This window comes from Arthrobacter pascens (genome assembly GCF_030815585.1).
In the GTDB taxonomy this organism is placed as follows: Bacteria; Actinomycetota; Actinomycetes; order Actinomycetales; family Micrococcaceae; genus Arthrobacter; species Arthrobacter pascens_A.
Map to the genome: position 1 here is coordinate 3,638,423 of NZ_JAUSWY010000001.1, position 11,591 is coordinate 3,650,013.

The 11,591-nt window shown below is 64.3% G+C and carries 13 protein-coding genes; 3 read left to right on the forward strand and 10 right to left on the reverse strand.

Features of this window, described 5'->3' with window-relative positions:
* Nucleotides 1–29: 29 nt before the first annotated feature.
* From rlmB to QFZ30_RS16755, 5 genes are all read right to left on the reverse strand, one after another.
* On the reverse strand, nucleotides 30–1,019 hold the full coding sequence (gene rlmB / locus QFZ30_RS16735; RefSeq protein WP_307078112.1) for a 23S rRNA (guanosine(2251)-2'-O)-methyltransferase RlmB: 990 nt from the start codon (nucleotides 1,017–1,019) through the stop codon (nucleotides 30–32).
* Nucleotides 1,020–1,086: 67 nt separating this feature from the next.
* Entirely contained in the window at nucleotides 1,087–2,553 is a 1,467-nt protein-coding gene (gene cysS / locus QFZ30_RS16740) for a cysteine--tRNA ligase (RefSeq protein WP_307078114.1), read from the reverse strand.
* Nucleotides 2,554–2,628: 75 nt separating this feature from the next.
* Complete coding sequence (gene ispF / locus QFZ30_RS16745) at nucleotides 2,629–3,126, reverse strand: 2-C-methyl-D-erythritol 2,4-cyclodiphosphate synthase (protein ID WP_307078116.1); 498 nt, start codon at nucleotides 3,124–3,126, stop codon at nucleotides 2,629–2,631.
* Nucleotides 3,127–3,128: 2 nt separating this feature from the next.
* Nucleotides 3,129–3,911, reverse strand: a complete 783-nt coding sequence (gene ispD, locus QFZ30_RS16750) for a 2-C-methyl-D-erythritol 4-phosphate cytidylyltransferase (protein ID WP_307078119.1) — start codon at nucleotides 3,909–3,911, stop codon at nucleotides 3,129–3,131.
* 124 nt (nucleotides 3,912–4,035) lie between these two features.
* Complete coding sequence (locus QFZ30_RS16755) at nucleotides 4,036–4,518, reverse strand: CarD family transcriptional regulator (protein ID WP_026266570.1); 483 nt, start codon at nucleotides 4,516–4,518, stop codon at nucleotides 4,036–4,038.
* A 270-nt stretch (nucleotides 4,519–4,788) separates the two neighbouring features.
* Between QFZ30_RS16755 and QFZ30_RS16760 the strand changes: the two genes are divergently transcribed.
* The gene (locus QFZ30_RS16760; RefSeq protein WP_307080322.1) at nucleotides 4,789–5,334 is read left to right on the forward strand and encodes a hypothetical protein; all 546 of its coding nucleotides are present in this window, start codon (nucleotides 4,789–4,791) and stop codon (nucleotides 5,332–5,334) included.
* 105 nt (nucleotides 5,335–5,439) lie between these two features.
* Here the strand turns inward: QFZ30_RS16760 and QFZ30_RS16765 are convergent, their stop codons facing one another.
* A complete protein-coding gene (locus tag QFZ30_RS16765; protein WP_307078121.1) occupies nucleotides 5,440–6,120 on the reverse strand; it encodes a response regulator transcription factor in 681 nt (226 codons plus the stop codon).
* Nucleotides 6,117–7,292, reverse strand: coding sequence for a sensor histidine kinase (locus QFZ30_RS16770; RefSeq protein ID WP_307080324.1), 1,176 nt, complete (start codon nucleotides 7,290–7,292; stop codon nucleotides 6,117–6,119). Before QFZ30_RS16770 ends, QFZ30_RS16765 begins: the two co-directional genes overlap by 4 nt.
* A gap of 207 nt (nucleotides 7,293–7,499) precedes the next feature.
* Here QFZ30_RS16770 and phoU point away from each other — a divergent pair, with 207 nt between their 5' ends.
* Nucleotides 7,500–8,162 carry a phosphate signaling complex protein PhoU gene (gene phoU / locus QFZ30_RS16775; protein WP_307078123.1) on the forward strand — a complete coding sequence of 221 codons (663 nt, stop codon included), beginning with the start codon at nucleotides 7,500–7,502 and terminating at the stop codon, nucleotides 8,160–8,162.
* Nucleotides 8,163–8,318: 156 nt separating this feature from the next.
* Here phoU and QFZ30_RS16780 read toward each other — a convergent pair whose 3' ends face one another.
* The gene (locus QFZ30_RS16780; RefSeq protein WP_307078125.1) at nucleotides 8,319–9,065 is read right to left on the reverse strand and encodes a phosphoglyceromutase; all 747 of its coding nucleotides are present in this window, start codon (nucleotides 9,063–9,065) and stop codon (nucleotides 8,319–8,321) included.
* A 71-nt stretch (nucleotides 9,066–9,136) separates the two neighbouring features.
* On the opposite strand from QFZ30_RS16780, the gene QFZ30_RS16785 reads away from it, so the two are divergent.
* Nucleotides 9,137–9,979, forward strand: a complete 843-nt coding sequence (locus QFZ30_RS16785; RefSeq protein WP_307078128.1) for a class I SAM-dependent methyltransferase — start codon at nucleotides 9,137–9,139, stop codon at nucleotides 9,977–9,979.
* Nucleotides 9,980–9,986: 7 nt separating this feature from the next.
* Here QFZ30_RS16785 and QFZ30_RS16790 read toward each other — a convergent pair whose 3' ends face one another.
* Both QFZ30_RS16790 and QFZ30_RS16795 read right to left on the reverse strand, forming a co-directional pair.
* Nucleotides 9,987–10,325 (reverse strand): DUF2516 family protein, encoded by a 339-nt coding sequence (locus QFZ30_RS16790; protein ID WP_373462854.1) that lies wholly within the window; start codon nucleotides 10,323–10,325, stop codon nucleotides 9,987–9,989.
* Between the two features lie 24 nt (nucleotides 10,326–10,349).
* A complete protein-coding gene (locus QFZ30_RS16795) occupies nucleotides 10,350–11,540 on the reverse strand; it encodes a trans-sulfuration enzyme family protein (RefSeq protein ID WP_307078130.1) in 1,191 nt (396 codons plus the stop codon).
* Between the last annotated feature and the right edge of the window lie 51 nt (nucleotides 11,541–11,591).

Sequence of the window (11,591 nt, forward strand, 5' to 3'; positions counted from 1 at the left end):
AGCTGCAGGAACTGCGAGAGCGTTGGGGCCTATTTGGCGGCGCGCTGCCTGGAGACTTCGTAGAGGGAGATGCCTACTGCCATGGAGGCGTTCAGCGATTCCATGGCGGAGTCGATCGGGATGGAGACGATCTGGTCGCAGTTTTCGCGGACCAGTCGGCTTAGCCCCTTGCCCTCGGATCCGACCACGATGCACACCGGTTCGGTGGCGAGGGTCAGGTCCGGCAGCGAGACGTCGCCGTCGCCGTCCAGTCCCAGGACAAAGATGCCCATGTTCTTGAACTGCTTCAGGGCGCTGTTCAGGTTGGCGGCACGGGCTACCGGAACGCGGACGGCAGCGCCTGCACTCGTCTTCCAGGCGGAGGCCGTGACGCCAACGGAACGGCGTTCGGGCACAATGACGCCATGACCGCTGAAGGCGGAGACGGAGCGGATGATGGCGCCGAGGTTGCGAGGATCCGTGATGCCGTCCAGGGCAACGAACAGCGGGGCGTTGGCTACGTGGCCCTTCTTCCAGCTGGCCACTGTTTCCTCGGCCAGGTCGTAGGCGTCCTGGTACTCGTAAGGCGGGATCTGGAGGACCAGGCCTTGGTGGACGGCGTCATCAGTCATCCGGTCGAGTTCGGGCTTGCCGGTCTCAAGCAGAGGGATGCCGCGTTCGGCCGCGATCTTGAGGGACTCCTTGACGCGGTCATCCATCTCGATCCGGATGGCGATATGCAGGGCCTTGGCGGGGATGCCGGCGCGGAGGGCTTCAACTACCGAGTTGCGGCCGGTGACGACTTCCTCGGTGGCGCGACCCTTGGGTCCTGTACGGGCGGCACCGGCGCTGCGGGCGCCGGTCCCACGCTTGGCGGCCGACCGTTCCGCCAGCTGCTTGCTCTTGTGGGCCTTGTGGTACGGGCGGTCCTCCGCCTTGGGCGTGGGGCCTTTGCCTTCCAGGGCCTTGCGGCCATGACCACCGGTTCCGATGGTTGGGCCCTTCTTCGCTTTAACCGATCGGCGACCATTGTTGGCCATTGTGTTCCACCCTTGATTGTTTGACTGAGTCTGCCTACCAGTCTACTGAATCAAGTTAAATCGGCATTCAGTCCCGCTGCAGGCTCCAGGTGGCGCCGTCAGGACCGTCCTCGACGACGACTCCGGCAGCCTTCAGCGTGTCCCGGATGGCATCCGAGGCGGCCCAGTCCTTGCTGGCGCGGGCTTGCGCGCGGGCGGCGAGCTGCGCTTCCACCAGGACCTCGAGGGCCTGGCGCTCCTTGCCGTTCCCCGCAGCCGGCTCGGTGGCGGCGTTAAGCCCCAGGACCTGGGTCATCAGAATGACCACGTGCCTGGCGTTCCGGGCGGCGTCGTCGTCACCGGCGGCAAGCGCGCTGTTTCCGGCCCGGACAGTGTCGTGGAGGGCAGCGAGGGCCCGCGGAACATTCAGGTCGTCATCCATCGCGGCCGTAAACGCGTCCATGGTCTCCGTGTACGTGCCAAAGGTTCCTGCCACGAAGCCGAAGCTCGAACCGAACCGTTCCGTCGCCTTATTGAGGAATCCGTCGATGCGCTCAACCGCGGCTGCCGCCTCCTGAAGCGAGGTGGGGCGGTAGTCCAGCACAGAGCGGTAATGGGCCTGGCCAAGGTAATAGCGGACGACGCGTGGCGAAGCGTGCTCCAGCATCTCGGCCGGACTGATGGTGTTGCCGATGGACTTGGACATCTTTTCGCCCCGGTAGGTGACCATGCCGTTGTGCATCCAGAAGTTGGCGAAGGCGTGGCCCGCTGCCTGGGACTGTGCCATTTCGTTTTCGTGGTGGGGGAAGCGGAGATCCAGGCCGCCGCCGTGGATATCGAATTCGGTGCCCAGGTATTTGGTGACCATGGCGGAGCATTCGAGGTGCCAGCCCGGCCGGCCGGTCCCCCACGGCGAGACCCAGCTTGCCGTCGTCGGCTCGCCGTCCTTATAGCCCTTCCAGAGTGCGAAGTCGCGGGGATCCTTCTTGCCCCGCGGGTCGGCGTCAGGGGCGCCTTGCATGTCATCAATGTTCTGCCGCGTCAGCGAGCCGTACCTGTCCCAGGACCGCACGTCGAAGTAGACATCGCCGGAGTCGTCCAGGGCCGGGTAGGCGTGCCCGCGCTCGATCAACTGCTGGATCAGCGCATGCATTTCCGGGATATGGCCGGTGGCCCGCGGTTCGTAGGTTGGCCGGGAAACGCCCAGCGTGTCGTAGGCCTTGAGGAACTCCTGTTCGTAGCGGTAGGCCAGGGCCCACCACTCTTCCTCGCGGACATCTCCCGGTTCAGGGACAAAATCGGGGGCAAAGGACGCTTCGGACTTAGTCAGGATTTTGTCATCGATGTCCGTGACGTTCCGGACCACGGTGACGCGGTACCCCCGGTACTGAAGCCAGCGCGTGAGCTGGTCAAAGGCAATGGCGGAACGGATATGGCCCACGTGCGGCATGCCCTGCACGGTGGCGCCGCAGTAGTACAGGCTCGCCTTGCCCGATACGAGGGGGACGAAGTCACGGACTTCGGCGGATGCTGTGTCGTAAAAGCGCAGGGTCACCGCTCCAGATTAGCTGAAAGGCCGACGGCCGCCTGCCCCGGCACGTTACCAAGCCAGCTCCAGTGCAGTGCGGAGCTACCTCGGAAACACCAAAGCGGTGGCCACGGCCGAAATTCCCTCGCCGCGGCCTGCAAACCCCAGCCCGTCACTGGTGGTGGCAGTGACGCTGACCGGCGCCCCGGCGGCCTCGCTCAAGACACGCTGGGACTCCTGGCGGCGGGGTCCGAACTTTGGCCGGTTGGCCACGAACTGTACGGCGACGTTGCCGATCTCAAATCCGGCGGCCCGGACGATCCTTGCGGCCTCCGCCAGTAGCGTTGCGCCGGAGGCACCGGCGAATTCGGGACGGTCGGTACCGAAGTGAGTCCCGAGGTCTCCGATACCGGCGGCCGAAAAAAGGGCGTCCGCAGCGGCGTGGGCCACTGGGTCCCCGTCCGAGTGTCCGGCCAGCCCGCGCTCACCCTCCCACAAGAGCCCCCCGAGCCACAGCGGACGGGGCAGCTCATCGGATGCGTAGGCGTGCACGTCCAAACCGATGCCAGTGCGCGGAAGGATCATTTTGTCTGGGCTCATTTCTAGCCTTCCACCCAGCGGACGCCGAGCGGGCCTTCCAACAGCCCCTCGGCAATAATCAGGTCCAGGGGCGTGGTGATTTTCAGTGACTGGGTGGAGCCGTGGACCACATGAACAGGAACGCCCAGCAATTCCACCAGCATGGCGTCATCGGTGACCGCGGCAGTCTGCCGCTCGTCAAATTTCAGTGCCGCCTCGTGGGCTCTCAGGAGAGTGGGAAGGTGGAAACCCTGGGGAGTCTGGACAGCGCGCAGTTCCTCCCGCGGAGCGGTTCCCGTCACGATTTCCGGGGCCATCCGGCCATCCTCCCCCGTGGTCGGGACCACAGTTTTGACCGTGTCCACCACCGGTACGGCCGGGATCACTGCGACAGCACCGGCCGCCAGGGAATCCACCACGCGATGGAATACGTACTCTGGCGTCAGCGCCCGTGCAGCGTCGTGCACCAGAACCGCTTCGGTGCCCTCAACCAACGAGCCCAGCGCGGACCTGACTGAGTCCGCCCTGGTGGCTCCGCCGTCGACCGTTGTCAGGAGCGGGCCGCCGTCGGCGAGCTCCAGCCGGAAATCTTCCACCAGCTGCCGCAACCCGTCATCTCCCGCCGGCAACGCCACGCATACCTGGCTTCCGACCCCGGCCGCGACGATGCCCCGCAGGGCGTGAAGGAGGATGGGTTCGCCGCCGAGCGGGACGGCTGCCTTGGGGATCCCATAGCCCAGCCGCTCACCGGAGCCAGCGGCCACCAGAACGACGGCGGTGACGGGGCGGGGCAGTCCGTTAGTCATGCGGTCTAGCCTACGTCCCCGGCCCGCCCCTTCGCCCACCCGCGGGCGGAGAACGGGATCCTGTTGCCCGAATCCGGGCAAAAAGAAACCCCGGCGGCACTTGCGTGCCCCCGGGGTTCAATTCTTAGGAAGCCAGGACCTCGTCGAGAACGCTGGCAGCCTTCTCTTCGTCGGTCTTTTCAGCCAGCGCCAGTTCTGAAATCAGAATCTGCCGGGCCTTGGCCAGCATTCGCTTCTCACCTGCGGAAAGGCCCCGATCGTGATCACGGCGCCAGAGGTCACGTACAACCTCTGCTACCTTGATGACGTCACCGGAAGCAAGCTTCTCCAGATTTGCCTTGTACCTGCGTGACCAGTTGGTGGGTTCTTCAGTGAACTCGGCGCGCAGCACATCAAATACGTGCTCCAAGCCTTCTTTGCCCACTACGTCACGAACCCCAACAAGGTCAACGTTTTCTGCTGGAACTTCAATGGTCAGATCACCCTGAGCCACCTTGAGCTTGAGATACATTTTCTCTTCGCCCTTGACAGTGCGCATCTTGATTTCTTCAATTTTTGCTGCACCGTGGTGAGGGTAAACTACTGTCTCGCCGACCTCAAATACCATGTGGACATTCCCCTTTCCCGCAGACCAGTTTATCACGATTCGGGCATATGACTGGCCTAGAACAGGCCCCGGAACCGCATGAATACGCGGAAAACGGGCGGAATCGACCCCCTTGAACCCCTTGACGGATGCAGATAATAGTGCATCGGGAGGGTACTGCCAAGGGCAATATGACCCCCCGGAATCCTCGTTTGGGCGGGTTTGCGGATAGGCTATGCCTGATTAATGTTCCAAGACTCTTGAGGAGTACGTGACGTGCGTTTCACTGCGATGAACCGGGCCCAGCGGGGCAAACTGGCACTGGCGGCAGCAGCCCTGGGCCTTGGCCTGCTGACAGTGACGGGCTGCGGCTACATCACCCCCCAGCAGACCACTCACCAGTACGCCGCCTCAGACGGCATCCGCGCCGATCTGGGTCCCCTAGAGTTGCGCAACATGCTGATTGTCTCCGCAGGCGAAGACAAGCCCGGCCGTCTGCTCGGCGCTGTGTACAACTCCTCGTCGAAGGACGTCAAACTCACCGTCAACGGTGCAGAAGGCTCACAGACGCAGGTGACCGTGAAGGCCAACGCCTACACCCTGCTGAACGACTCCACAGACGAAGCCATCCTGAGCACCAGCGGCGGCAAGCCCGGTTCCCTGGTGGACGTCAAAATCAGCGAAGACGGCACCAACCTGGACCAGACCATCAAGGTTCCCGTCCTGGACGCCACGCTGGCGGAGTACAAGGAGTACATGCCGGCCGGCAGCGAACCCACAGGAACCACCTCACCCACTCCGTCTCCGTCGGCTTCGACCGCGGGCACAGGGCACTAGGCGCCCCGGCGGGCTAAGTTCCGACACAAAGGAGGGGCTCCCATTGGGAGCCCCTCCTTTGATGTCTGCCTTGATGTCTGCGGGAAGACCTAGGGCTGGGAAGACTTAGGGCTCGAACTTGTAGCCGAGCCCGCGCACTGTCACCAGGAACCGGGGCGCCGACGGATCAGGTTCAATTTTGCTTCGCAGCCGCTTGACGTGAACGTCCAGCGTCTTGGTATCGCCCACGTAGTCGGAACCCCAGACACGGTCGATCAGCTGGCCGCGGGTCAGCACACGCCCGGAGTTGCGCAGCAGCATCTCCAGCAGTTCGAATTCCTTCAACGGGAGCAGCACCTGCTCCCCGCTCACACTCACGACATGCCGTTCGATGTCCATCCGGACCGGGCCTGCCTGCACGGTGGAAGAAATCAGCTCCTCGGGCTCGCCTTGCCGGCGGAGCACAGCCCGGACCCGGGCCACAAGTTCGCGCGAGGAATACGGCTTTGTGACGTAGTCGTCAGCGCCCAGTTCCAGGCCCACTACCTTGTCGATTTCGGCGTCCTTGGCGGTCAGCATGATCACCGGGACGCTGGAACGCTGACGCAGCTGGCGGCATACCTCGGTGCCGGACAGCCCCGGCAGCTGCAGGTCGAGTAGCACCAGGTCCGCCCCGTTGCGGTCAAACTCCGTGATGGCGGCCAGGCCGTTGTCCACCACCTCTACCTCAAAACCCTCTTTGCCCAGCAAATAGGACAAGGGGTCGCTGAACGACTCTTCGTCCTCGACAATCAAAATCCTGCTCAAGCGCTTGCTCCTTGTTCGTTGACGGCTGGTCTGTTGATGCCGGCATGTTCTTCTTCGCTTTCCATCTCCGGAAGCCGGAGGGTGAAAGTGGAGCCTTGGCCGGGCTGCGACCACAAGGTCACCTCGCCGCCATGGTTGGAGGCAACATGCTTGACGATGCTCAGCCCCAGGCCGGTTCCGCCCGTGTGGCGAGACCGCGCGGAGTCCACCCGGTAGAAGCGCTCAAACACGCGGTCCTGGTCCTCCGGCGCGAGTCCTTCTCCCTGGTCTGTGACTGATAGGGCGATCAGGCCATCCTTGGCGCGGACACCGATGCCAACCTGTGTGTTTTCCGGGGAGTAGCGGATGGCGTTGTCAATCAGGTTTCGCAGTGCAGTGACCAGCAGGTCCTGGTCGCCGAAGACTATCCCGTCCACCCGCTGGCCAACCACTATCTGGATGTTCTTGCTCTCCGCGGGAAGCTGGGAACGGTCCACCGCCTCCGTGATCACTGCGTTGATGTCCACTGGCCTGCCCTGCTGGGACACACTGGCGCCCTGCAGACGCGAGAGCTCAATGATGTCCTGGACCAGGGCCGCCAGCCGCCCGGACTCCTTGTGCATACGCTTGGCGAACCGGCGGACGGCCTCTTCATCATCGGCCGAAGACTCCAGCGCCTCGGCAAGGAGGGAAATTGCGCCCACGGGCGTCTTCAGCTCATGGGACACGTTGGCCACAAAGTCATTGCGGATCTCCTCGGTCCGGGTGATCTCCGTCCGGTCGTCCGCCAGCAGGAGGATGTATTCCTCACCGAGCATGGCTGCCCGAACTTGCACAATGATGGTCCCCTGGCCCAGAGGACCGCGGGGAAGCTCCAGCCGCTTCTCCAGGATCACGCCGTCGCGGCGGACTCCGGCGGTCATGTCCAGCAACTGCTTGTGTACCACCGTGTGGCCCCGGACCAGTCCGTAGGCATAGGCCGCCGGGCTGGCACGGACCACGCCGTCAACCGCGTCCACCACCACAAACGCCCGCCCGACGACCGCAAGCACCTCGGCGGCGCCCGCCGGCAACGTGAGTTCATCGACGTCGATGTCCACCAGCTGCCGCTGCTTTTCGCTTACCCTGAAGGCGAGCACGCCGAAGGTGCCGAACGACAGGCCGATGAGGCCGGCGATGACACCGATGAGCATAGGATCCACAGCTCCAGCTTATGCTCTGTAAAATGCTGGTCTGGTGCGTACAAGGCAGATGGGTGGACGATTCAACTAACGTTCATCTTCAGATGCCTAACCGTTCACCGTACAGTGGCAGAGTGACCCGTTGGAGTGCCGAACGGCGACATGAAGTCCTGCTGCCAAATGGATGGCTGGCAGGGGTTCCAAAGAAAGGACGCCTACGTGCGTAAGGTTTTTCAGGAGGAGCTGACCCAGGTGGGCGACCAGCTCGTGGAAATCTCGCGGCTGGTCAGCGAGGCAATCGGGAAGGCCACGACTTCCTTCCAGGTGGCTGATGTGGATCTCGCCCAGGATGTCATTGCGGCGGACGCCCGCATCGATTTCCTGCAGAACAGCCTGGATGAGCGCGCCATCGACATCCTGGCGCTGCAGGGGCCTGTCGCCAGTGACCTCCGCATGATCGTCGGCTCGCTGCGCATGAGCGCCTCTCTGGAGCGCATGGGTGACCTCGCCCGCCACATCGCCCAACTGGCGCGTCTCCGCTTTCCCTCAACCGTGATCCCCGCGTCCATGACGGAAACCTTTAAGGAGCTGGCCGAACTGGACCAGCTGATCGCCGACAAGCTGACTGTGTTGCTGGAGACCCGGGACCTTGAAGTTGCCCGCGACATCCTCAAGGCGAACAGCGCTATCAACGATCTTCACTTGAGCGTGTTCAAGGCGATCGCCCGCAGCGACTGGCAGGAATCCCCCGCCACCACCGTGGATGTGGCGCTGGCCAGCCGCTACTTCGAGCGCTTTGCCGACCACGGCGTCTCCGTGGCGCAAAAGGTTACGTACCTGGTCACCGGCGCCTGGCAGCCGAACAGCTCCGAACACGGTTAACCCTGCAGAGTTTTTTGCCCAGATACGGCCCCTTTCGAGGCGATTAGGTCGCCTTATCTGGACAAAAACTCCAGTACGACGGCGGACGGTCACCCGGGATTCCCAGGTGACCGTCCGCCGTCGTACTTGTGTTGATGCAGTTTTCCCGGGGAAGCCCTACTTCTTACCCTGGTTGGCGACCGCCAGGATGGCGTCAGCGGCGGCGTCCGGGTCCAGGTAGGTGCCGCCGGGAGTGATCGGCTGGAAGTCCTCGTCGAGGTCGTAGACCAGCGGAATGCCCGTGGGGATGTTCAGGCTGGCGATGGCGTCGTCGCTGATGCCATCAAGGTGCTTGACCAGCGCACGCAGCGAATTGCCGTGGGCCGTGACCAGGACGGTCTTGCCTGCCTTGAGGTCTTCCTTGATATCCGATTCCCAGTACGGAAGCAGGCGGACCAGGACATCCTTGAGGCACTCGGTCCGGGGCACGGCGTCGCCGATGTCCGCGTAGCGGGGATCGCCCACCTGGGAGAACTTGGAGTCATCCGCCAGGGGCGGCGGCGGGGTGTCGTAAGAACGGCGCCATTCCATGAACTGCTCCTCGCCATACTCGGCGAGAGTCTGGGCCTTGTCCTTGCCCTGCAGCGCACCGTAGTGGCGTTCGTTCAGGCGCCAGTCGCGCTTGACCGGGATCCAGCCCCGGTCAGCTTTATCCAGGGAGATGTTGGCCGTGTTGATGGCGCGCTTCAGAAGCGAGGTGTAGAGGATGTCCGGGAGCACGTCGTGCTCGACCAGAAGCTCACCGCCGCGGACGGCTTCCGTTCGGCCCTGGTCGTTGAGGTCAACGTCCACCCAGCCGGTGAACAGGTTCTTGGCGTTCCATTCGCTGTGGCCGTGGCGCAGCAGAATCAGCTTGTAAGTCATGATTTTCATCCTAGCCGAGGCGCACTGCGGCCCGCCCAGCGTTACACCGGGTTGAAGTATAGGGTTGGGCCGTGGTCCAAAAAGCTGAACGGGTAGCGGCCCCGCAGATGTCCGGCAAGACCAGGCCCGGCAGGCCGGTCGGTAACATCACCCGCGGCACCACCAACCCCAACCGCATGCGGCGGGTGGACCGGTGGCTCACCGGACCCCAGGCCTGGCGCCTCCGAACGGCAGACGACCCGCTTGTCATCGACCTGGGCTACGGCGCGACGCCAGCCACCGCCGTCGAACTCTTCGAGCGGCTGGCCACCATCCGTCCGGACGTCCGCGTCTGCGGGATCGAGATTGAACCGGAGCGTGTCCGCGCGGCCAAGGCGTTGGAGAGGCCGGGGCTGAGCTTCATGATCGGCGGCTTCGAATTGCCCGTGCCAGGCAGGCCCGTGCTGGTCCGCGCCTTCAACGTGCTGCGGCAGTACGAGGAGGCCGACGTCGATGGGATCTGGCGGCTGGTCCAGGGCCGGCTCTCCACCGGCGGATTGTTTATTGACGGCACCTGCGACGAGATCGGCCGGCGGGTGACGTGGATAGCCCTCGACGCGGAGCGGCCGCTGTCGCTGAGTATGTCCGTGCGGTTCGGCAGCTTCGGTCTGCCCTCCGAGATTGCCGAGCGGCTCCCCAAGGCGCTGATCCACCGAAACGTCCCGGGCGAGCGGATCCATAGCCTGATGCAGGCGATGGACCGGGCGTGGCTGGAATCAGCGCCGCTGGCCTCGTTTGGAAACCGCCAGCGCTGGCACGCCATGTGCAGAACACTGCTCGACGCCGGGTGGCCGGTTCAGGACGGGCCGTCGCGTTGGCGGCTGGGGGAACTTACGGTGGGCTGGGAAGCCGTTGCGCCGTCGGGCAGGCCTTAGCGCAGCGTCACCAAGGGCCGTAGGGGCCCGTGTTGCGGCTGCCTCCGCGCCCGGCATCCTTGACAGCAGGCCGGACATCGGCGAGGTAGACGGAAGCTGCCACCACGGCAGCCAGCCCGAACAGGCCAATCGTCCCGAACAGACCGCCACCGCTGCCCAAGAGCGAGATGACGCCCACAAACGTGGCGCCGCCGGTAAGCGCCAGCCAGAAGGTCTTCGTCCTTTTGCCGGTAGCTTCAAAGGCACTGGCTTTGTGCCGGACACAGTCAAACAGAGCCCACAGCTCAAGTCCCAAGGCCACGAGGGCCAGAACGAAAAACACTGCGCGCTCGACATAAAAAATCATCACTTGACCGTCCACCATCCCAGCCTAACCGTCCAAGGAGTCCAGCGCCTGCTTCAAGTCGGCCCAAAGGTCGTCAACATTCTCGATCCCGACGCTCAGGCGCACCAGGTTCTCCGGCACGCTGAGGGGCTCGGCGCTGTGCCGGCGTCGACGTTCGATCAGCGATTCCACGCCGCCCAGGGACGTGGCCGGCAGCCAGAGCTCCAGTGACCGGACCAGTTTGTCTGCTGCGTCGGCCCCGTCGAGGCCAGCCACCGGGGCTATCTGGACGCAGACAATGGACCCGAAGCCTGTCATTTGGTTCTTAGCCCGTTCGTGCCCGGGATCCTGGGGCAGCCCGGGGAACCTGATGCCCTCAATCCCCGGATGGGCGCTCAGTCGCTCGGCGAGTACGGCTGCTGACGCCTGCGAGCGTTCCACGCGCAACGCCAGGGTCCGGAGACCGCGCAGCGCAAGCCAGGCTTCAAAGGGGCCGGCAATTCCGCCGTGGATGATGCGGTGGTGCAACAGCGCAGCCCGGATGTCCGGGTTCGACGTCACCAGGGCGCCCAGCACCACGTCGGAATGCCCCGACAGATATTTGGTCACCGAGTGAAGCACGACGCCGGAACCCAGCCCCAGCGGCTGCTGCACCAGCGGGGTGGAGAAAGTGTTGTCCGTGACAACGATGGCTCCGGCCCGGTGGGCAGCGCCGGTGAGTTCGCGGATGTCTGCAATGCCCAGCATGGGGTTGGTCGGGCTTTCGAGCCACAGCATGCTGGCGGTGCGGGTGTCCGCGCCGCGGGGTGCCAGCTGTTCCTTGACGGCGTCAGTATCCGCGATGTCCACTGTCCGGAGTTCCAGGAAGCCCTTCTGGGCGAGTTCGGCGGCCATCACCAGTGACCCGGAGTAGCTGTGCGAGGGCATCACCAGGACGCCCCCCGCCGGCACGAGGGACAGGGCAGAGCTCACCGCTGCCAGCCCGGACGCGTAGAGCAGGGCCGGCAGCGTGGATCCCTCGAGCTGGCCCAGGGCCTCTTCGAAGGGATCCCAGGTGGGGTTGGAGTACCGGCCGTATCCGCGGTCCCCGTCAGCCAGCGGACCGCTGCCAAAGTAGGTGGAGGACAGCACGATGGGCGGGTTGACTGGCTCGTCCCGTTTACGTGGCGGCCGGCCTGCGGCAACAACCACCGTCTCGGCCGACAGGGAGGCGGCGTAGCGTTCTGAAAGACTCATGCAGAAAGCGTACTTTGCAGAGCCGGGACAGCCTGAGCGGCGTTGCGCGGC